Here is a 20,836-nt window from a genome sequence, read left to right as displayed (position 1 = left end):
GATGAAGGGCCGGCTGCTCACCAACATCATTGCGGCAGCAGCGCTTGCTGCTGCGATGGCGGGCTGCACCGATGCCGATTTCACCGACGCGGAAAAGCGCACGATAGCGTCGATGGCGCTTTCGGCTTTGGCGCCTCTGCCCGCGGACCCCACCAACCGTTTTGCCGACGATCCCGGAGCCGCGGCCCTTGGCGCCACGCTGTTCTTCGACACCGGGATGAGCCGCGACGGCAATGTGGCCTGCGGCACCTGCCACAAGATCGACCGCCAGTTCCAGGACGATCTGCCGCGCGGCATCGGAGTGGCGCAGACCAATCGGCGCACGATGCCGCTGGCGGGCGTGGCGCGCGATCCATTCTTCTTCTGGGACGGCCGCCGCGACAGCCTGTGGTCGCAGGCGTTGGTGCCGCTCGAGAATCCGTTGGAGCACGCCGGTACACGCACCTCTTATGCGCATTACATCAAGCGTCGCTTTGGCGAGCGTTACGAGCGGATCTTTCGGCCTTTGCCTGACCTCGACGGGCTGCCCGCAAGCGCCGGGCCGTTCGGCACGCCGGCGGAGCAGGCGGCGTGGAGGGCGATGACGGTTCAGCAGCGCGATGGCGTCGATCTTGTCTTCGCCGACATCGGCAAGGCGATGGCGGCATTCGAACGCTCGCTGGTCCATGCGCCGACGCGCTTCGACCGGTTCGCCGATGCTCTTGCCAAGGGCACCGCACCGGCAGGCGATGCAGTGCTCTCCGAGGAAGAGGAGGCCGGCCTGCGACTGTTCATCGGCAAGGCCAATTGCTCGACATGCCACACCGGGCCGCGTTTCACCGACAACCACTTCCACAATACGGGCGTTCCTCCCGTCGCCGGCCTGCCCGTCGACCGGGGCCGCATCGCGGTCGTCGACGAGGTGCGGGCCGATCCCTTCAACTGTCTCGGAAGATTGCGCGACGGCGGCGAGGAGGCGTGCGGCGAACTGCGCTTCATGCAGAAGAGCTCGCCGGAACTGGTCCGAGCCTACAAGACGCCTTCGCTGCGCGGCGTGGCGGATCGGCCGCCCTACATGCATGCCGGCCAGTTCGCTACGCTCGAGCAGGTGGTCGACCACTACGTTAGGGCTCAAGCGAGCGTGGAAGGCGAGACGGAAATCCACCCGCTCCAGCTCTCCGACCGTGAGCGCGCCGCCCTTTTGGCGTTTCTCAAGACGCTGTCGGACTGATCAGCGGTCCTTGACCGTTTCCATCGCCACAAACGTCGACGTCTGGGCAACATGGGGCAGGGCGGAGATGCGTTCGCCTAGCACGCGTCGGTAGGCGGCGATGTCTTTGGTGCGCACCTTGAGCAGGTAGTCGAAGCTCGCCGCCATCATGTGGCACTGCTCGATCTCGCGCACGGCGTGCACCGCCCGGTTGAAATCGTCGAGCGCGGCCGAGCGGGTATCCGACAGCTTGACCTGGACGAAGGCAACGTGGCCTTCGCCCATGCGCTCGCTGTCGATCACCGCCTGATAGCCCTTGATGTAGCCATCTTTTTCCAGCCGCTTGACCCTTGCCTGCACCGGGGTCTTGGAAAGTCCGACTTTTGTGGCAAGCTCTGCCATCGACAGGCGGCCGTCGCGCGACAGTGCGAACATGATGTTGCGGTCGATGCGGTCCAAATGGTCTTCAGTCATCGAAATGGCAGCTTTGATGAATGGTGGGCTGGCAAATTCGTAGACGATTTGAGCTGCAAAGTCGAATTGTTTGGACCGGCTATATCTTGGGTGTTGTGCTAGTTTTCGACAAAAGGCTCGGCAGCGAGTTTCCCGCCGGGCACAGCCTCAACCGCTCGACAGGAACATCATGCTCGCGCTCGACGCCATCCGCCAGGAAATCCGCGCCAACTACCTCCCCGACGAAGCCGAGGCGCTGAAAAGGCTTTCGGCAACCGCCAATCTTTCGGTTGAAGACCGCAAGGCGATTTCCGCCCGCGCCGCCGACCTCGTGCGCGCAGTACGCGGCTCGACCGACCCGCGGCTGATGGAGGTTTTCCTCTCCGCCTACGGCCTTTCGACCAAGGAAGGCGTGGCGCTAATGTGCCTGGCCGAAGCGCTGTTGCGCGTGCCCGATACCGAAACCATGGACGACCTGATCAAGGACAAGATCGCGCCGCACGACTGGTCGTCGCATTCGGGTGGCTCGAGCTCGATTTTCGTCAACGCGTCGACCTGGGCGCTGATGCTCACCGGCCGCGTGCTCGACGAGGGCGAGGGGTCGATCGAACGTACGCTGCGTTCGATGGTCCGCCGCCTCGGCGAGCCGGTCATCCGCACGGCGGTCGCGGCGGCAATGCGCGAAATGGGCGAGCAGTTCGTGCTGGGCCGCACCATCGCCGAGGCGGTCAAGCGTGGCCGCTCGATGATCCAGAAGGGCTATCTCTATTCCTTCGACATGCTGGGCGAGGCCGCCCGTACCGAAGCCGACGCGCTGCGCTATCATCGCGCCTATGCCGAAGCGATCTCGTCGCTCGACAACGGCACCAACGGCCCCGACATCCGCTACAACCACGGCATCTCGGTCAAGCTTTCGGCGCTGCACCCGCGCTACGAGGTCTCGCACCGGGACGAGATGCTGCCGGTGATGGCCGAGCGGCTTTTGTCGCTGTGCCTTGCCGCCAAGCACGCCCGCATGGGCCTCAACATCGACGCCGAGGAGGCCGATCGCCTGGATCTGTCGCTCGACGTGATCGAGCGCGTTCTGGCCGATCCGCAACTCGAAGGCTGGAACGGGTTCGGCGTCGTCGTGCAGGCCTACGGGCCGCGCACGGCCTTCGCCATCGACTGGCTCTACGCGCTTGCCAACAAGCTCGACCGCAACATCATGGTGCGCCTGGTCAAGGGCGCCTATTGGGACACCGAGATCAAGCGGGCCCAGGCGCTCGGCCTGCCGGGCTATCCGGTGTTCACGCGCAAGGCCAACACCGACGTCTCCTACATGGCCTGCGCCCGCAAGCTGCTGTCGATGACGGACCGCATCTATCCGCAGTTCGCCACACACAATGCGCATACGGTGGCCGCCATCCTGTCGATGGCAAACGATCGCACGTCTTTCGAATTCCAGCGCCTGCACGGCATGGGCGAGGCGCTGCACGAGACCGTTCGCAAAGCCGAGGGCACGCGCTGCCGCATCTACGCGCCGGTCGGCGCGCATTCCGACCTGCTCGCCTATCTCGTCCGCCGCCTGCTCGAAAACGGCGCCAATTCGTCCTTCGTGCATCAGTTGACCGACGAGGACGTGGCGCCGGAGGATATCGCCCGCGATCCCCTCGACACCGTGGAGATGCAAGGGCCCGCCTCCAATCCGTCGATCCCGGTTCCTGCGGCGATCTTCGGCGCCGGCCGCAAGAACGCCAAGGGCTGGGACATCACCGACACGGTGACCCTGGCCGCGCTCGACAAGGCCAAGGACAGCTTCAAGGGCCCCGACAGGTGGACGGCGAAACCGGTTACCCGTGCCGCCGGCTATGGCGCGTCGCGCAAGGTCATCAACCCGGCCAAGCCGGGCGACATCGTCGGCACCGTGACCGAGGCCGCGGCCAAGCAGGTGCCTACGGCCGTGCGCTTCGCCATCGAGGCGCAGCCAGCCTGGGCCAAGAAGCCGGTGGCCGAACGCGCCGCGATCCTGCGCCGTGCCGCTGATCTCTACGAGGCGAATGCTGCCGAGTTCTTTGCACTTGCTACTCGCGAGGCCGGCAAGTCGCTGGCTGACGGCGTGGCCGAGGTGCGCGAGGCTGTCGACTTCCTGCGCTACTACGCCGCCGAAGGTGAGAAAGCCGAGGCCGGCACCGAGGCGCGCGGCGCCATCGTCTGCATTTCACCGTGGAATTTCCCGCTCGCCATCTTCACCGGCCAGATCGCGGCGGCACTCGTCACCGGCAATTCGGTCATCGCCAAGCCCGCCGAACAGACGCCGCTGATCGCCGCCCGCGCGGTCGCCTTGATGCGCGAAGCCGGCGTGCCGGAAGACGTGATCCAGCTTTTGCCCGGCGACGGCCCCAATGTCGGCGCGCCGCTGACCGCCGATCCGCGCATTGCGGGTGTCTGCTTCACTGGCTCGACCGAGGTTGCCAAGCTGATCGAGAAGCAGTTGGCCGAGACCGCGGCCCCCGATGCGATGCTGATCGCCGAGACCGGCGGCCTCAACGCGATGATCGTCGATTCCACCGCATTGCCCGAGCAGGCGATCCGCGACGTGCTGGCCTCGTCGTTCCAGAGTGCCGGCCAGCGCTGCTCAGCGCTGCGCGTGCTTTATGTCCAGACCGACGTCGAAAAGAAGATGGTCGAGATGCTGAAGGGCGCGATGGATGCGCTGACCGTCGGCGATCCATGGCAGCTGTCGACCGATGTCGGTCCCGTCATCGACGAGGAAGCGCAGACATCGATCCGCGATTACTGCGCGAAGATGGAAGCCAAGGGCAAGCTCATCGCCAAGCTGGATGCGCCTGCCGACGGCCGTTTCGTCGCGCCGCATGTCTTCCGCGTGAAGGGCATCGAGGAAATGGAGCGCGAGGTGTTCGGCCCGGTGCTGCATGTCGCGACCTTTGAGGCCGATGAACTCGACAGCGTCATCTCGGCGATCAACCGCAAGGGCTACGGCCTGACCTTCGGCCTGCACACGCGTATCGAGGGCCGCGTCCAGCACATGGTCGACCGCATCCATGCCGGCAACATCTACGTCAACCGCAACCAGATCGGCGCCGTCGTCGGCTCGCAGCCCTTTGGCGGCGAGGGGCTGTCGGGCACCGGCCCCAAGGCGGGCGGCCCGCACTATCTCAGGCGCTTCCGCAAGGCGCCGGAAGCAGGCACCGTTTTGCCGGAGGGCCACAAGGTCACGGCGACGGAACTGGTCGACAACCTCGTCGATGCCGGCGAATGGGCAACGCGCCCCGATCGCATCGCCATCCTGCGCAAGCACCTGCGCGGCAAGGGCGCGGCTGCGATTGCCGCCGCGGCGAGCATCGACTTCGGCCAGGTCGACCTGCCCGGACCGACGGGCGAGGCGAATACCTTGTCGCTCAACCCGCGCGGCCGCGTTCTCTGCCTCGGGCCTGACGCCGATACGCTTCTGGCCCAGGCGACCCAGGCGCTTGCTGCCGGCAATGCGGTTCTGGCGGTTGCTCCCGGCGCGCCGGCGGCGCTCCAGCCGCTGCTCGGCAAGGGCTTGCCGATCGCGGCGATCGATGGCCGGCCCGATCCGGTCGAGACCCGTGCGCTGGCTGTCGATGTCGTCGCCTATTCGGGTACGGAAGAGAGCATGCGCATCGTCCGCAAGGTGATCGCGGAGCGCAAGGGGCCGATCGTGCCGCTGGTGAGCGAGGTGATCTATCCCGCCGCCTATGCCCATGAACGCGCCGTTTGCGTCGACACCACCGCGGCAGGCGGCAATGCCAGCCTGCTGGCGTCCGCCTGAAACGAAAAGGGGCAGGCCTAGGCCTGCCCCTCGATCTCTTCCGGCGCGCAGCCGAAACGCAAAAGATTGCCGTGCGGATCGTGGATGTAGAATTCCTTCATGTTCCACGGCCGAACGGCAAAATCGCTGAGCTTCTGGATCCCGCGGGCCAGAAACTCTGCGTGGAGCGCCGGCACTTCGCCGCCCCTGATGTAGCAGGACGACACCTCAGGCAGCTTGCGGTCGTCCGATCTCCAGAAATGGATCTCGATCTCGCCGCGACGGACGATCAGGTAGTCGTTCATTTCAGGCCCGATGACCTCGAAACCGAGCCTGTCGCGATAGAAATCGCGGCTCTCCCGTATGTCGGGCGAGGGCAGTACCGGGATGCTGCGGGCGAGGTCGGTCATGTTCAGGCGCCGTCGACGACCGAAAAACCTTCGAACTGCGGGTGGCCGACATAGGACGCCCTGGAGGAACCGGCGTTCTTGTGGGCGGCGCGGAAGTTCTCCGACTTGGTCCAGGCGACGAAGTCATCCTGGCTGGCCCATACCGTATGCGAAGCGTAGAGTGTGTAGCCCTCGGCCTCGTTGACCGGCCCGCGCAGGAGATGGAACTCGCGGAAGCCCTTCATCTCGTTGAGCGAAGAATCGCGGTTCTTCCAGACGTCCTCGAAGGCCGTCTCGGAGCCGTTCTGTACCTTGAAGCGGTTCATTGCGATGTACATGGTATTTCCTTTCAACGGGTCTTTCGTTGCGCTTGTAACTTGTATTGAACGCTGCGTAGCGACACGACATTGGGAGCGGACCTTTCCGCGGCCACAGCCGGGTTTGGCCCGGACTGACTTCTCGACTGATCGCGATAGTCTGCCAGTTCGGTGACGTTGGCGCTTGCCCTGATGCTCGCCAGCCGTTCGAAAAGCTCGCGCATTTCCGGCAGCAGGCCGTCGCCCGGGCGTTTCACCATCTGATCGAATTTGTTCAGTCCGAGCATGCGCCTGTGCCTTTCGATGCGTCTTGCGCCAGATGACGGGAGTTTCGGCAAGGCTGTTCTCAGATCCCGAAGGCGATGCCGGATTTGGATTCGGTGCGCAGTGACTTGAGGCAGGCGGCACCGGCAATGCCGGGACCGGTGCAATCGGTAGCCTGGTTGATCAGTACGCGGCTAACCTTGGTGCAGTCGGTGCCCGACAGGTCGAAGCGCGTGACCTTGGTCTTGCCGGCCGGCAGTTCCTTGAAGTCGAGCACGGTCAAACGGTCGACCACGCCCGCGTCGTTGAACAGCGCGATCTCGAACGCCGCCTTGGACAGTTCGGCGCCGAGATTGTTGGTCACCACGAAGGTGAAGCGGCAGCCCTTGTCGGAGGGCTGCGCCGCGTTGAGTTCGAGCACCAGGGCAGGGGCCGGCGGAGCGCTTTGCGCGCCCGCCGAGCCCGCTGCCGCGAGCAGAACAACCATAGCCGCGGTCAGAGGACGGCCGTTCCTTGCTCGTCTGGTCATCGCCTCACCAATCCAGCTGCTTGGCGAGGGTGAGCTTGAAGGTGCGGCCCTTGCCGGCCGTGCCCGAGAGGAACTCGCGGTACTGTTCGTTGAAGATGTTGTCGACGCGGAAGTTGGTCTCGAACCCCTTCAGCACTCCATCCTGCGGCTTCCAGGTCAGGAAGATGTCGTGTGTGGAAAAGGATGGCGTAGGCAGGCGCATGTTGGGCAGTTCGCTGACCCGATCCTGCCCGGCCACGAAGCGGCTCGTCCAGCCGAAGGACAGATCGCGATCGGGCATGCGATCGCCGACCGTGAAGGCAAATTCGTGCGGCGCCACGGTGTTCAGCGCGGTGTCGTTGAGCAGGTCTTCGCCGATCACATAGGAGTAGGCGACATTGCCGAACACATAGTCCGAATCGTAGCCCAGCTCGACCTCGGCGCCGTAGATGCGGGCATGGCCGATGTTGGTGAAGCGCGGATTGGCAAGACGGCCGTTGTCGGTGATCAGGTCGGTGATGTCATTGTAGAAGCCCGTGGTCTTCAACTGCAGGGCATCGCCCTGCTGGGCCAGATCGTAGAGCGAGACAGCGACGCCCGCTTCATAGTTGTTCGACAGCTCCTTCTTGAGGTCGGGTCTTCCGATCTGCGCCGTATCGAAAACTTCGTCGATGGTCGGCACGCGTTCCGTGTGGGCGATCGAACCGAACACCGCGAACGTGTCGTTGAGCTTGTAGTGCGCTGCGATTTTGGGCGAGAAGGCCGTGTGATCCTTGGCCGTGGCAGCTGCGATGTCGGTCGGCTCTAGCCTTTGCCAATCAAGGCGTGCACCAGCGATGAGCGTCAGGCGCTCGTCCCAGATGAACTCGTTCTGCACAAAGGCGCCTGTGCCGGTGCGCTCGCCCTGTGGGTGCGTGCCGGACAGCGACTTCAGCGTGGTGCGCTCCTGGTAGTTGCTCTGCGAGCCGACCGTCAGATGGTTGATGAAATTGTCGCCTTCATAGTCGAAGGTGTTCTGGATGTTGAACTGATAGGTCTTGTAGCCGAACGTGCGATTGAGCGAGGCCAGGGTCGCATCCGACTGGTCGTTGACCGTGTCTGAGAAGGAGGCCTGTACCTTGAGGTCGAGCCAGGGATTGTCCGAGGCCGGGTTCTCATAGGAGATGATCGCCGTCTTGTCGGTGACCTTGCGATCGACAGTGCCGAAGCCGGGCGGAACGTCGATGCCGGTCTGGTTGTAGTATTGGTCGTCCTCGTCGGTCTGCCAATGCATGTAGGAGGCGCGCAGCGCCTGCTCGTTGTTATCGCCGAAGCGGTAGGTTCCCTTGAGCAGGCCTGACGGCGCGCCGATCTCCGAACCGGGGATTTCGGTGCCATCGCCTGAGGTATACGCATTGGCGTAGCGGTAGTTGCCCGCAGCCAGGACCTCGAAATTGTCGTTCAGCCGGGTCGCCAGGATGGCCGAGCCCAAGGCGCCTTCTGAATTCGAATCGAATGCGGTCTTCAGCCGCAGTGCGCCCTTCTGGCCGTCGGCCAGGAAGTCGGATGCATCCTTGGTGGTGAAGTTGATCACGCCACCCAGCGCGCCGGAGCCATAGAGCGTCGATGACGCCGGCCCGCGCAGCACTTCGACGCGCTTGTAGAGTTCCGTGTCGGTGAACAGGCCGCCCATGCGGTACTGCTCGTAGAACTTGGTCGCGCCATCGACATTGACGATGATGCGGCCTTCTTCGCCACCGCTTTCGGGGCCACCGATGCCGCGGATGTTGAAGGTCTGGCCAAGCGTACGGTCCGAGCCGGACACGTTAACGCCGGGTATGGTCTTGACCAGTTCGCCGATGGTTTCGGCCTGCTTCTGGTCGATGTCTTCCTGGTTGATGACGGAAACCGACTGGGGCGTGTCGATTGCCACCTTTTCAGCGCCCGCACCAAAGATCAGCCGCTGCAATATCGTTACGCGGCCTTTCTTATCCTGTTCATTCGTTTGCGCTTCCTGCGCATTGGCGGCGTGCAGTCCCACCAGCAACGCCATCGCCGCTCCGCCCAAAAGAGCAGCCTTGTTCCGAGCAACCAGCCCCATGTCCCAACTCCAAAAATGTCCCGTGCTGGCTCGCGTCGCGCTCGCTTGCATTTTTCGCCTGCCCGGTGCGTCTTAAATCTTGACTAAGTCACTCCGGTATTGCACTGACTAGTAAACATGAATGTGTGAGTCAACTAATAGATTTGCACATCATGGCCTCGACGGGCTGGTCCGGCGCGGCGAACGGACAAAGGAGTGCAATGAGATGAATTCGCACAATCCGAACCATTTCCGTTCCGGGCAATTTCGCCACGGATACCGCCGGCCGGAAGGCCAGGTTGCGGCACGCCCCATCACCGGTTCGCTGGCGGTCAGGACGCTGACCAGCGATTCGCTGTTTCTCGGCGATTTCGAGATCGGCATCGACCATGGCGGTTCGCTCTACCGCCTGAAGATTACCCGACAGGGCAAACTCATTCTCAACAAGTAGGTGTTTCAAATGGACCAGCGCGTAAGGCCCAACCCAACCGAAATCAGGCGGGCGCGAACCGACAACCCGAAGATGCGCGAGCGCGACCTCGCCAGCCAGCTCGGCGTTTCCGAAGCTGAACTGGTCGCCGCGCATTGCGGCGAGGGTGTCGTTCGCATCGAACCGCGCGTCGCGGATTTTCTTGCAGGCCTCGAGGCGGTCGGCGAAGTCATGGCGCTGACCCGCAACGAAAGCGCCGTGCACGAGAAGATCGGCATCTACGACAAGGTCGTGCCGGGCAAGCAGGCATCAATGGTGCTGAGCGAAAACATCGACCTGCGCATTTTCCCGAACGCGTGGGCCCATGGCTTTGCCGTCGAGAAACGCGACGGCGATGAAATCCGCCGCAGCCTGCAGTTCTTCGATGCAGCGGGCACGGCTGTGCACAAGGTGCATCTGCGCCCCACGTCCAATCTCAGCGCCTTTCGGAAGCTGGTGGAGACGCTGGGCACCGACAACCAGGATCCGGCGATCGCCATCGTTCCTTCGGTCGCCGAGAAGCCGGCCAATGACGGCTCGGCGAGTGTCGACGAATTGCGGCAGCGCTGGAGCACGATGACCGACGTGCATCAGTTCTTCGGCATCCTGCGCTCGCTCAAGCTCGGACGCCAGCAGGCCATGCGCATGGTTGGTCGCGACTATGCCTGGACGCTCGACAGGGAAGCGCTGCCGACCATGTTCAATCAGGCCGCGGCGAGCGAGCAGCCGATCATGTGCTTCGTCGGCAATCATGGCTGCATCCAGATCCACTCGGGGCCGGTGAAGAACATCAAGCCGATGGGGCCGTGGATCAACGTGCTCGACGAGACCTTCCACCTGCACCTCAGGCTCGATCACGTCCAGGAGCTCTGGGCGGTGCGCAAGCCGAACACGGATGGGCACGTCACCTCGATCGAGGCCTATGACGCCAACGGCGAGATGATCATCCAGTTCTTCGGCAAGCGGAAGGAAGGCCAGGGCGAGCGCGAGGATTGGCGCAACCTTGTCCAGCAATTGCCCAGCGCCCCGCAGCAGAGCGCGGCGTAAGGAGGATGGCGATGTCGATTACCCACTCGCTGGCGCGTGCGGTAGCGTTAGGCTTTTCGGTCCTGCTTGCGACGACTGTCGCAGGCATGTCTGCCGAAGGAGCAGACGTGCTGCCAGATCGCTCGCGGGTCGCCGCGGTCGGCGGCTCGATCACCGAGATCGTCTATGCGCTCGGCGAGCAGGGCGCATTGGTCGCGCGCGACTCAACGAGCGTCTATCCCGAAGCGGCATTGAAGCTTCCCGACGTCGGCTACATGCGCCAGCTGTCGCCTGAAGGCGTCCTGTCGGTCAATCCGTCGGGCATCCTGGCGCTTGAGGGCAGCGGGCCGAAGGAGGCGCTCGATGTCCTGAAAAAGGCGAGCGTTCCCTTCATTTCCGTTCCAGAAGGCTTCACCCACCAGGGCATTGTCGACAAGATCCGTATCGTCGGCAAGGCGCTCGGCGCCGATGCCAAGGCTGAAGCGCTTGCGACCGATGTCGACAAGCAGCTCAGCGACGCCGAAGCGCTGACCAAGGCCATTCCACAGGGCGAGCGCAAGCGCGTGCTGTTCATCCTGAGCCTGCAGGGCGGCAAGATCCTTGCGTCGGGCAACAGCACCGCGGCCGACGGCATCATCGCCTTGGCCGGCGGGGTCAATGCTGTCGAAGGCTTCTCCGGCTACAAGCAACTGACCGACGAAGCAGCGATCACCGCCAAGCCCGACATCATCCTGATGATGGACCGCGAAGGTGAGCTCGCCATCGACAATGCCGACCTCTATGCTCATCCGGCGATCGCATCGACGCCGGCCGGCCAGAACAAGCAAGTCATCCGCATGGACGGCGCCTACCTGCTCGGCTTCGGCCCGCGCACTGCCGGCGCCGTGAAGGATCTGGCCGTTGCGCTCTATGGCGACGCGGTCAAGAAATAAGGTCGACGCTGTGGTGGATGAAACGATCGCCGGCGTGGCCGGCGTGAACCAGGGCGACCGCTACGTCAGTGGCGACCGCTCGGGCAGGGCGTTGTTCGTCATTGGCGCTTTGACGGTGGCCCTGGTGGTGACGGCGCTGGTCAGCCTGACCTGGGGCGCGTCCGACGCTTCGGCACTGGGTCTCGTCGGCAACTGGCTGTTCGGTGCTGTGCCCGGCCAGGAGGCCTTGTCGGCGCGCGACAGCATCATCGTCTATGACATTCGCCTGCCGCGGGTCATTCTGGGCATGCTGGTGGGCGCGGCGCTCGCCGTTTCCGGAGCGGTGATGCAAGGCCTGTTCCGCAACCCGCTCGCCGATCCCGGCCTGGTCGGCGTGTCCGCAGGTGCGGGCCTCGGCGCGGTGTCGGTGATCGTGCTGGGCGGAACATTTCTTGCGCCGTTCACGGCGCTGCTGGGCAGCTACGCGCTGCCGCTCGCCGCCTTTGCCGGTGGCCTTGTTACGACGATTATCCTCTATAACGTCGCGACGCGGCAGGGCCGCACGTCGATCGCCACCATGCTGCTGGCCGGCATTGCACTTGGTGCGATGGCGATCGCGCTGACCGGCATCCTCGTCTACATGGCCGACGACCGGCAGCTGCGCGACCTGACCTTCTGGCAGCTTGGCTCGCTCGCCGGAGCGACGTGGCTGAAGATCGCCGCCGCAGGGCCGATCATCGCGCTTGCGCTTGCTGCAACGCCGTTCATGGCCAAGGGCCTCAACGCCCTGGCGCTGGGCGAGGCGACGGCTAGCCATCTCGGTGTTCCGGTACAACGGCTGAAATATGTGGCGATCGTAGCCGTCTCGGCGGCCATCGGCGCCTCGGTGGCGGTCAGCGGCGGCATCGGCTTCATCGGCATCGTCGTGCCGCATCTGCTGCGCCTGGCGATCGGCCCGGACAACCGCTACCTACTGCCGGCTTCCGCGCTTCTGGGCGCCTGCCTGCTGCTGCTCGCGGATGCCGTCAGCCGCACCATCGTGGCACCCGCTGAACTGCCGATCGGCATCGTCACGGCTGCCGTCGGCGGCCCGTTCTTCCTGTGGATACTGCTGCGCAAGCGCGGCATCGTCGATCTTTGACGGCGTCGCCGCAGAGGCATTGTAAGGGTAATAAGATGATCGAAGCGCGCCAGGTTTCAGTGTCCATCGGCAGCAAGCGCATCGTCAGTGATGTCGATTTCACCGTCCGCCCAGGCGAACTGGCGGCGATCGTCGGACCCAACGGCTCCGGCAAGACGACCTTCCTGAAGGCGCTGACGGGCGAGCTCGCCTATACCGGCGACGTTTCGCTCAACGGCCGTAACGCCGTCTCGCTCAAGCCATGGGAGGCAGCTGGCATACGCGCCGTGCTGCCGCAGTCGACTGCGCTTTCCTTCCCCTTCACCGTCCGCGAGATCGTTAAGCTCGGCGTGACCGGCGGCAGGTCGGGCGTGTTGCGCGGCGAGGACGGCCGGCTTCCCGAGCGGGCGCTGGCGCGTGTCGATCTCGAGGGTTTTGCCGGCCGGTATTACCAGGAGCTCTCCGGCGGCGAGCAGCAGCGCGTGCAACTCGCCCGCGTTTTGTGCCAGGTGTGGGCACCCGTGCTGGACGGTCAGGCACGCTACCTGTTCCTCGACGAGCCGGTATCCAGCCTCGACATCAAGCACCAGCTGATCATCATGAACATCGCCCGCGATTTCGCGCGGCGTGGCGGCGGGGTGGTCGCCATCCTGCACGACCTCAATCTGACGGCTATGTATGCCGATCAGATTTGCGTCATGCATCGGGGCAGGTTGGCCGCAGCAGGTTCGCCGCAAGAGGTGCTGAGCGACGATCTGATCGAGAAGGTTTTCGGCTGCCGCCTGCGTGTCGGTGCCGTGCCTGCAGCCAATGTACCTTTCGTGCTGCCGCAGTCGGCTGCCGCCTGAACTTCACATACCTCGTCAGCTCAGCCGATGCCGGCTTGATGGCCGCCGGTCACGGCAACGACCGGACTATACCCAGCGCTTGATATCGAAACGGTGAACGCCGTGTTCGGTCTTTGCCGTCTTGTGTGAACGCTGGTTCCGGCCGATCTATCCAAAATCGCAACAGCCGTGTTGGCCGGAGAATGGATTTTGGAACTGACACGTCGCAAACTGGTGGGCAGCGCTGCACTCCTTGCACTGGGAGCAACCGCAGGCGTTGGCCGCACGGAGCCCAAGATGAGCAACATTCCCTTTGCCGCGACGACGCCGATCAGCGTTTCCCGCGTCGGCCTGAAGGCGCGCGACGCCGTGGCGCTGGCGAATTTCTATCGCGACGTCGTCGGCCTGCAGGAGCTTGGCCGCGACGGCGAGACAATCACGCTTGGTGCCGGAAGCAGGGCGCTGCTCGACATCGAGGCCGACAAGGCGGCGCAGCCGGACGACCCGCGCAGCGCGGGCCTGTTCCACACTGCGTTCCTGCTGCCGACACGTGCGGACCTCGGGCGCTGGATCAAGCATGCCATCGACAAGCGCATCCCGGTTGACGGCGCATCCGACCACCTTGTCAGCGAGGCGCTTTATCTCACCGATCCCGAGGGCAACGGCATCGAAATCTATTCCGACAGGCCGCATGAGCGCTGGAAATGGACCGGCTCGCAGGTCGACATGGCAACCGAGCAACTGGACATTGGTTCGATCGTGGCAGATGCCGGCGACGCCGGCTGGCAGGGGGCGCCCGACAACAGCATCGTCGGCCACGTCCATCTGCGGGTGGGCGATCCGGCGCTTGCAGCGGAATGGTGGAACAAGGAGTTCGGCTTCGACACGGTGGCTAAATACGGCAGCAGCGCCGTGTTCCTGTCGTCGGGCGGCTACCATCACCATATCGGCGCCAATTCCTGGCAGAGCCCGCGCGCAGGCAAGCGCGACTTGTCGCGCACCGGGCTTGCCTGGGTTGAAATGCGCTCGGCCGACGCCACGACGGAAACCAGCCGCGAGGACGCCTGGGGCACCGTCATTCGTACCGTTCCCGGACTGCCGGGCTGATCGACGATCCAAGTCGAGAAATAGCGCGAACAGCGAGAGCGGCCGGCAACGGCCGCTCTTTTCGTATAGACGCTGCTGGCAGTGCGTCTTGCGCCCCAGCTGTTTTTACGAAATATCCCCCTTCAATGGCGTGTGCCACAATGACGGCACCGCACTAGAATTGAAGGACGAACCCCGATGGGCATTCACGAACAGGACGCGCTGTCCGAGCCGGAAGGGATTTCCTTTCCGCTCTACCGTGATGCGCCGTCTTCGGTGGAGTTCAACAAGCTGCGCAAGCGGCTGCTCAGACTGACCCGCCAGGCGATCGAGGACTATGCCATGGCAAAGCCCGGCGAGCGCTGGCTGGTGGCGCTGTCGGGCGGCAAGGATTCCTACGGGCTGCTGGCGGTCCTGCTCGATCTCAAATGGCGGGGCCTGCTGCCGGTCGACCTGCTCGCCTGCAACCTCGACCAGGGCCAGCCGAACTTCCCCAAGAACGTGCTGCCGGACTATCTCAACGCCAACGGCATCGCCCACCGCATCGAGTACCGCGACACCTACTCGGTGGTCACCGACAAGATCGCCGAGGGCAACACCTATTGTTCGCTGTGCTCGCGGCTCAGGCGTGGCCATCTTTACCGCATCGCGCGGGAGGAGGGCTGTTCGTCGCTGGTGCTCGGCCACCACCGCGAGGATATCCTCGAGACCTTCTTCATGAACATGTTCCATGGCGGCCGGCTCGCCGCCATGCCGCCGAAGCTGATGAACGACGAGGGCGACGTCATGGTGCTGCGACCGCTCGCCTTCTGCGCCGAGGCCGACATGGCCAAGTTCGCCGACGGCATGAAGTTCCCGATCATCCCGTGCGACCTGTGCGGCAGCCAGGAAGGGCTTCAGCGCAACGCCATGAAGGCGATGCTCGACGACATCGAAAAGCGCATGCCGGGCCGCAAGGACACGATGCTGCGGGCGCTTGCCAACACGCGCCCGTCGCACCTGCTCGACCGCAAGCTGTTCGACTTTGCGAGCCTGTCGCCGGCTCAGTGAACGTCGGTCACGACCGGCTTGACGTCATGCTGGCCGCGGAACAGCTTACCGCGTTCGGCGATAAGCACCATCACGAGGCCAAATGCAGCCACACCGCAAAACCCGGCCGCCAGGGGCATGGTCGTGCCGTCGAACGACTGGCCGATCGCGGCGCCGATCAGCCCGCCGCCCATCGTTTGCATGAAGCCCTGGACCGACGAGGCCGTACCGGCGATGTGGCCGAGCGGTTCCATGGCGATGGAGTTGAAGTTCGAGCCGATCCAGCCGAACTGGAACATTGCCAGCGCAAACAGCACGATGAAGACTGCAAACGGCACCGGTCCCGTCAGCGACCAGGCGAACCAGACGGCGCTCACCAGCAGGAAGCCGATCAGCGCGCCATGCGACAGTCGCCGCATGCCGAGACGCACCACCAGTCGTGAGTTGAGGAACGACGACAGCGACATCATGCCGGCAATTGCCGCGAAGACGACCGGGAACCAGACGCCAAGGCCGTAGATGCCGACATAGACCTGCTGTGCCGAATTGATGAAGCCGAACAGCGAGCCGAAGACGACCATCGAGGCGAGCGTGTACCATAGCGACATGCGCGTGGTCAGCACGGTACGGAAGGCTTGTGCCACCGACAGCAAGGACAGCGGCCGCCGGTCTTCAGGGTGCATCGTTTCCGGCAGGCGGATTGCCGCCCACAGCATGATGGCCATTGCCGAAAGCGCCATGACGATGAAGATCATGTGCCATTCCGCAAACAGCATGATGATCTGGCCAATGCCCGGCGCCACGACCGGAACGATCATGAACACCATGAAGACAAGTGACATGATCTCGGCCATCTGCCGCCCGCCGAAGCGGTCGCGGATGATCGAGGCGGCGATTACCCGGGTCGAAGCAGCGCCGACACCCTGGACGAAGCGCAGGGCCAGCAAGGTCTCGAAGGTTGGGGCGAAGGCCGCAGCGAAGGCCGCGAGCACATAGACGCCCAGGCCGAACATCAGCGGCGCACGCCGGCCGAAGCGGTCGGAGATCGGGCCGTAGCCGAGCAGCGCGAGCGCGAGGCCGGCGAAATAGGCGGTGACCACATACTGCCGGTGGTTTTCGTTCTCGACACCGAGGCTGGCGCCGATCTCCTGAAGGCCGGGTAGCATGATGTCTATTGCCAGCGCATTCACGGCCATCAGGGCTGCGGCGAGTGCGATGAATTCCCAACGCGGAATCGGGAATACGCCCTGCTGGGCGCTCGGGGAGACTTTCTGTTCCATTGAGGAATCCAATTCAAACGGAAATGCGCCGGCAAGCCGGCGCATTTGCCACAAATGGGACCCCGGAACAGGCCGGAGCCGGTACTTTTTAGGTCAGGCGGCGCCCTTGACGCTGACGCCCTTCTCCTGAAGGAACGACTGCAATTCGCCGGCCTGGAACATCTCGCGGATGATGTCGCAGCCGCCCACGAACTCGCCCTTGACGTAAAGCTGCGGGATCGTCGGCCAGTTGGAATAGTCCTTGATGCCCTGGCGAAGTTCGTTCGAGGTCAGGACGTTGACGCCCTTATAGTCGACACCGAGATAGTCGAGAATCTGCGCGACCTGGCCGGAAAAGCCGCATTGCGGAAAACCGGGCGTGCCCTTCATGAAAACCACGACATCCTGGCTCTTCACTTCGCTATCGATGTATTCGTTGATTCCGCTCATGGCGACCTAAACCTCAAATCTGGCCGGAGTGACGTTCCGGCAATGTTCGTTAGACTGCTAGCACTTGCTACTATGTGGTTCAAGAGTCGAGCTTTCCAAGCGGCTTGTCGACCCGAAAACCAGGATGCGGGCACTCGGGCAATTGCGCCGCTGTTCTGCAAGCTAGGCGCGGCGCCGAACCTTCGATCTCGACCGTACCGTGCGCTTGCGGCTCGTTTGCTTCTTGGCTGGCCTCAAAAGCTTCTCGATCTGGCGCAGCGTCGCCGAGCTGGTCGACGTCGTGCGCTTGCGCCTGCGGGTCCGCTTCGACGTGCCTGTGGTCTTTTTCAGGATGTCCTTCAGCGCACCGTCGACGACGCCTTCGACAAGATCGGAAATGAAGGACATGGGCTGGCTCGCAGGTTCTCGGATTGGACTGGCCGATGAATAAAAGACCGCCCGGCCGATGTCGAGACGGCTACTTGATTGCCCGCACGCAGATGAAGGCGGGCGAGAAGTTCAATTCTTCGAAATGCTCGGGGTCTGCCGCTTCCATTTCCGCGACGGGCAGTGGTTCGACAAAGCGATCGAGCCGCCAGCCGGCATCGGCCAAGCCATTCAATATGTCCTGCAAAGGGCGTCGGTAGGACTCGACATACGGGTTGGGAAGGCCGAAGCCGCCCCAATGCAGGCCCCAGAGATTGGTGGCGAAGTAGTTGGCGTCACCACGTGCGCGGAGATCGGCCCAATCGCGCATCGGATGGCCCATCGAAAAGACAAGGTGGCCTCCCGGTCGTGCAGTCCGGTGGAACTCGGCGAATACCGGCTTGAGGTCCTCGACATAGTCCAGCGCCAGCGAGCACAGGATCGCGTCCGCGCCGTCGCTGGAAAGCCAGTCGAGCGGCTTGCCCAGGTCGCCTTCGCGGATATCGACGTCGAGACCGGCGCAACGCTTCCGTGCCAAATCGAGCATTTCGGGCGTGACGTCGAAGGCGCGGACTCGAGCACCGCTGCGGGCCAGCTTCTCCGTGCAGATACCGGAGCCACAGCCGGCGTCGACCACGTCGAGTCCGGCAACATCGCCCAACAGCGAAAGCGAGGCCGGTCGCTCGTAGAGCGCATTGTGCGGCTTGGTCGGCGCGGCAGCGTCATACCGCTCGGCGAAGGAGCCATAGGCGCGCCGCGCAATCTGCTCGCTTTCGGGAGAGGCGGGGCGGCGCGACATTGTTGGCAAGGCCCGGCGGCCTTACTCCGGAATGCTTGTCTGCAGGGCGAGCGCATGCAGCACGCCGCCCATATTGCCCTTCAGCGCATCGTAGACCATCTGGTGCTGCTGCACGCGGGTCTTGCCGCGGAAGCTTTCAGACACGACCTCGGCGGCATAGTGGTCGCCATCGCCGGCGAGGTCGCGAATGGTCACCTTGGCGTCCGGAATGCCTTCCTTGATCAGTTTTTCGATGTCGTGGGCATCCATTGCCATGTCGGTATTCCTACTCAGTTATTCATGAACCGAGGGAACCAGGATTCGTGAGCCGAGGTCAACTCGTCCACGCTCACGGCCCGTGCCTCGCCCAACTTCAGTTCCTTGCCGCCGGTCGTCCCGATCCACGGAGCGTGGATGCCGAGCGCCTTGGCTTCATTCCACAACTCCTGCATCTCGGCCGACTTCGGGTCAAGCTTGACGGTGACCAGGTAACGGCCCTGGTCTTCGCCGAAGAACACCGGGATCGGATTGGTGCCGCTGAGGCCGGGAATAGTGGCGCCGATGCCCGAAGCCATCGCCATTTCGGCCAGAGCCACCGCCAGGCCGCCGTCGGACAGGTCGTGGACCGCCGTCGCCGTGCCGTTGCGGATCAGCTTGCGGACGAAATCGCCGGCCTTCTTCTCGTGCTCGAGGTCGACTGCCGGCGGTGGGCCGTCGGTGCGGCCGTGCACGTCGCGCATGTAGATCGACTGCGCGAGGTGGCTGCCCCACTGGGCCGGGCCGCCGACCAGCAGGATCACTTCGCCTTCACGGGCAAAACAGGCCTTGGCCATCTTCGACCAGTCGTCGATGAGGCCGACACCGCCGATGGTCGGCGTAGGCAGGATGCCCTGGCCATTGGTCTCGTTGTACAGCGACACGTTGCCCGAAACGATCGGGAAGCCGAGCGCGCGGCAGGCATCGCCGATACCAGACACTGCCTTGACGAACTGGCCCATGATTTCGGGGCGTTCGGGATTGCCGAAGTTGAGATTGTCTGTTGCAGCCAGCGGCAGGGCACCGGTCGCCGTCAGGTTGCGCCAGCATTCGGCCACCGCCTGCTTGCCGCCCTCGTAAGGATCGGCCTCGCAATAGCGCGGCGTCACGTCCGACGAGAACGCCAGCGCCTTGGTGGCATGGCCCTCGACGCGCACCACGCCGGCGTCACCGCCCGGGCGCTGTAGCGAGTTGCCCTGGATCATCGTGTCATACTGCTCATAGACCCAGCGGCGCGACGACAGGTCGGGCCCGTCCAGCATCTTCAGCAGCGCATCGGCGACATCGGCCTGCGGCACATCTTCTGCGGCCAGCGGCGCGCGCGCTGTCGGCTCGACCCACGGGCGGTCGTATTCGGGCGCTTCGTCGCCAAGTTCCTTGATCGGCAGGTTGGCGACTTCCTTGCCCTGGTGGAGGACGCGGAAGCGCAGGTCGTCGGTGGTCTTGCCGACGATGGCGAAGTCGAGGCCCCACTTGACGAAGATCGCCTCGGCTTCTTCTTCCTTTTCGGGCCGCAGCACCATGAGCATGCGCTCCTGGCTTTCCGACAGCATCATCTCGTAGGCGCTCATGCGCTCTTCGCGCACCGGCACCTTGTCGAGGTCGAGCTCGATTCCGAGATCGCCCTTGGCGCCCATCTCGACGGCAGAGCAGGTGAGACCAGCTGCGCCCATGTCCTGGATGGCGATGACGGCGCCCGAGGCCATCAGCTCGAGGCAGGCTTCGAGCAGGCACTTTTCGGTGAACGGGTCGCCGACCTGAACGGTCGGGCGCTTCTCGTCGATCTTGTCGTCGAACTCGGCCGAAGCCATGGTCGCGCCGCCGACGCCGTCACGTCCGGTCTTGGCGCCGAGATAGACCACGGGTAAGCCGACGCCCTTGGCCTGCGACAGGAAGATGCCATCGGTCCTGGCGAGCCCCGCGGCAAAGGCATTGACCAGGATGTTGCCGTTGTAGCGGGCATCGAAATTGACTTCGCCGCCGACGGTCGGCACACCGAAGGCATTGCCGTAGCCGCCGACGCCGGCAACCACGCCCGACACCAGGTGGCGGGTCTTGGGGTGGTCGGGCGCGCCGAAGCGCAGCGCGTTCATGGAGGCCACCGGCCGCGCGCCCATGGTGAAGACGTCGCGCAGGATCCCGCCCACGCCGGTCGCAGCACCCTGGTAGGGCTCGATGTATGAGGGGTGGTTGTGGCTTTCCATCTTGAAGACCACGCAGTCGCCGTCGCCGATGTCGACCACGCCGGCGTTTTCGCCCGGGCCCTGGATGACGACGTCGCCCTTGGTGGGCAGCGTGCGCAGCCACTTCTTCGAGGATTTGTACGAGCAATGCTCGTTCCACATCGCCGAAAAGATGCCGAGCTCGGTGAAGCTCGGCTCGCGCCCGACAAGGTCGAGTATGCGCTGATACTCGTCCGGCTTGAGCCCGTGCGAGGCGATGAGTTCGCCGGTGATCTTCACGTCGTTCTGAATGGTCATCGGTTT

Annotated in this window: 21 protein-coding genes; 9 read left to right on the top strand and 12 right to left on the bottom strand. The window is 64.0% G+C overall.

Annotated elements, in window-relative coordinates; genetic code table 11:
* The first annotated feature begins 1 nt into the window (after position 1).
* Positions 2-1,210: a cytochrome-c peroxidase gene (locus tag WHT83_RS18570; RefSeq protein WP_406872011.1), complete on the top strand. Its 1,209-nt coding sequence runs from the start codon at positions 2-4 to the stop codon at positions 1,208-1,210.
* Here WHT83_RS18570 and WHT83_RS18565 read toward each other — a convergent pair whose 3' ends face one another.
* Positions 1,211-1,663, bottom strand: coding sequence for an Lrp/AsnC ligand binding domain-containing protein (locus WHT83_RS18565; RefSeq protein ID WP_108607844.1), 453 nt, complete (start codon positions 1,661-1,663; stop codon positions 1,211-1,213).
* A 169-nt stretch (positions 1,664-1,832) separates the two neighbouring features.
* Here WHT83_RS18565 and putA point away from each other — a divergent pair, with 169 nt between their 5' ends.
* The gene (gene putA / locus WHT83_RS18560) at positions 1,833-5,438 is read left to right on the top strand and encodes a bifunctional proline dehydrogenase/L-glutamate gamma-semialdehyde dehydrogenase PutA (RefSeq protein ID WP_406872010.1); all 3,606 of its coding nucleotides are present in this window, start codon (positions 1,833-1,835) and stop codon (positions 5,436-5,438) included.
* Positions 5,439-5,455: 17 nt separating this feature from the next.
* Here the strand turns inward: putA and WHT83_RS18555 are convergent, their stop codons facing one another.
* The 5 genes from WHT83_RS18555 to WHT83_RS18535 are packed head-to-tail and all read right to left on the bottom strand — an operon-like array spanning position 5,456 to position 8,975.
* Positions 5,456-5,827 carry a bleomycin resistance protein gene (locus tag WHT83_RS18555; protein ID WP_406872009.1) on the bottom strand — a complete coding sequence of 124 codons (372 nt, stop codon included), beginning with the start codon at positions 5,825-5,827 and terminating at the stop codon, positions 5,456-5,458.
* Positions 5,828-5,829: 2 nt separating this feature from the next.
* Positions 5,830-6,144 (bottom strand): antibiotic biosynthesis monooxygenase family protein, encoded by a 315-nt coding sequence (locus tag WHT83_RS18550; RefSeq protein ID WP_406872008.1) that lies wholly within the window; start codon positions 6,142-6,144, stop codon positions 5,830-5,832.
* Positions 6,145-6,155: 11 nt separating this feature from the next.
* Positions 6,156-6,410 (bottom strand): hypothetical protein, encoded by a 255-nt coding sequence (locus tag WHT83_RS18545; RefSeq protein ID WP_406872007.1) that lies wholly within the window; start codon positions 6,408-6,410, stop codon positions 6,156-6,158.
* Positions 6,411-6,469: 59 nt separating this feature from the next.
* Positions 6,470-6,874, bottom strand: coding sequence for a hypothetical protein (locus WHT83_RS18540; RefSeq protein ID WP_406872006.1), 405 nt, complete (start codon positions 6,872-6,874; stop codon positions 6,470-6,472).
* A 46-nt stretch (positions 6,875-6,920) separates the two neighbouring features.
* The gene (locus WHT83_RS18535) at positions 6,921-8,975 is read right to left on the bottom strand and encodes a TonB-dependent receptor domain-containing protein (protein ID WP_406872005.1); all 2,055 of its coding nucleotides are present in this window, start codon (positions 8,973-8,975) and stop codon (positions 6,921-6,923) included.
* A 205-nt stretch (positions 8,976-9,180) separates the two neighbouring features.
* On the opposite strand from WHT83_RS18535, the gene hemP reads away from it, so the two are divergent.
* The 7 genes from hemP (at position 9,181) to ttcA (ending at position 15,443) form a co-directional block, all read left to right on the top strand.
* Positions 9,181-9,405: a hemin uptake protein HemP gene (gene hemP / locus WHT83_RS18530; RefSeq protein WP_406872004.1), complete on the top strand. Its 225-nt coding sequence runs from the start codon at positions 9,181-9,183 to the stop codon at positions 9,403-9,405.
* A 9-nt stretch (positions 9,406-9,414) separates the two neighbouring features.
* Positions 9,415-10,470 carry a hemin-degrading factor gene (locus WHT83_RS18525; protein ID WP_406872003.1) on the top strand — a complete coding sequence of 352 codons (1,056 nt, stop codon included), beginning with the start codon at positions 9,415-9,417 and terminating at the stop codon, positions 10,468-10,470.
* 5 nt (positions 10,471-10,475) lie between these two features.
* Positions 10,476-11,381 carry a hemin ABC transporter substrate-binding protein gene (locus tag WHT83_RS18520; RefSeq protein ID WP_406872002.1) on the top strand — a complete coding sequence of 302 codons (906 nt, stop codon included), beginning with the start codon at positions 10,476-10,478 and terminating at the stop codon, positions 11,379-11,381.
* A gap of 10 nt (positions 11,382-11,391) precedes the next feature.
* A complete protein-coding gene (locus WHT83_RS18515) occupies positions 11,392-12,501 on the top strand; it encodes an iron ABC transporter permease (protein ID WP_343061677.1) in 1,110 nt (369 codons plus the stop codon).
* Positions 12,502-12,536: 35 nt separating this feature from the next.
* Complete coding sequence (locus tag WHT83_RS18510; RefSeq protein ID WP_108607853.1) at positions 12,537-13,328, top strand: heme ABC transporter ATP-binding protein; 792 nt, start codon at positions 12,537-12,539, stop codon at positions 13,326-13,328.
* 189 nt (positions 13,329-13,517) lie between these two features.
* Positions 13,518-14,414, top strand: a complete 897-nt coding sequence (locus tag WHT83_RS18505; protein ID WP_406872001.1) for a VOC family protein — start codon at positions 13,518-13,520, stop codon at positions 14,412-14,414.
* A 177-nt stretch (positions 14,415-14,591) separates the two neighbouring features.
* Positions 14,592-15,443 (top strand): tRNA 2-thiocytidine(32) synthetase TtcA, encoded by an 852-nt coding sequence (ttcA, locus tag WHT83_RS18500; protein ID WP_406872000.1) that lies wholly within the window; start codon positions 14,592-14,594, stop codon positions 15,441-15,443.
* Here ttcA and WHT83_RS18495 read toward each other — a convergent pair.
* The 6 genes from WHT83_RS18495 to purL all read right to left on the bottom strand — a co-directional run bounded on the left by WHT83_RS18495 (position 15,437) and on the right by purL (position 20,830).
* Positions 15,437-16,702, bottom strand: coding sequence for a multidrug effflux MFS transporter (locus WHT83_RS18495; protein ID WP_406871999.1), 1,266 nt, complete (start codon positions 16,700-16,702; stop codon positions 15,437-15,439). The genes ttcA and WHT83_RS18495 overlap by 7 nt on opposite strands.
* 93 nt (positions 16,703-16,795) lie before the next feature.
* A complete protein-coding gene (gene grxD, locus WHT83_RS18490; protein ID WP_108607855.1) occupies positions 16,796-17,131 on the bottom strand; it encodes a Grx4 family monothiol glutaredoxin in 336 nt (111 codons plus the stop codon).
* Positions 17,132-17,293: 162 nt separating this feature from the next.
* On the bottom strand, positions 17,294-17,518 hold the full coding sequence (locus WHT83_RS18485) for a hypothetical protein (RefSeq protein ID WP_183260686.1): 225 nt from the start codon (positions 17,516-17,518) through the stop codon (positions 17,294-17,296).
* Between the two features lie 70 nt (positions 17,519-17,588).
* Positions 17,589-18,335 carry a class I SAM-dependent DNA methyltransferase gene (locus tag WHT83_RS18480; protein ID WP_406871998.1) on the bottom strand — a complete coding sequence of 249 codons (747 nt, stop codon included), beginning with the start codon at positions 18,333-18,335 and terminating at the stop codon, positions 17,589-17,591.
* 21 nt (positions 18,336-18,356) lie between these two features.
* Positions 18,357-18,590: a BolA/IbaG family iron-sulfur metabolism protein gene (locus WHT83_RS18475; RefSeq protein ID WP_108607858.1), complete on the bottom strand. Its 234-nt coding sequence runs from the start codon at positions 18,588-18,590 to the stop codon at positions 18,357-18,359.
* A gap of 14 nt (positions 18,591-18,604) precedes the next feature.
* Positions 18,605-20,830: a phosphoribosylformylglycinamidine synthase subunit PurL gene (gene purL / locus WHT83_RS18470; RefSeq protein WP_406871997.1), complete on the bottom strand. Its 2,226-nt coding sequence runs from the start codon at positions 20,828-20,830 to the stop codon at positions 18,605-18,607.
* Positions 20,831-20,836 lie beyond the last annotated feature (6 nt).

It is taken from the genome of Aminobacter sp. P9b (assembly GCF_045345995.1).
Lineage (GTDB): Bacteria > Pseudomonadota > Alphaproteobacteria > Rhizobiales > Rhizobiaceae > Aminobacter > Aminobacter niigataensis.
The sequence above is the reverse complement of the archived record's forward strand: the minus strand, read 5'-3'. Positions and strand labels throughout refer to the sequence as shown.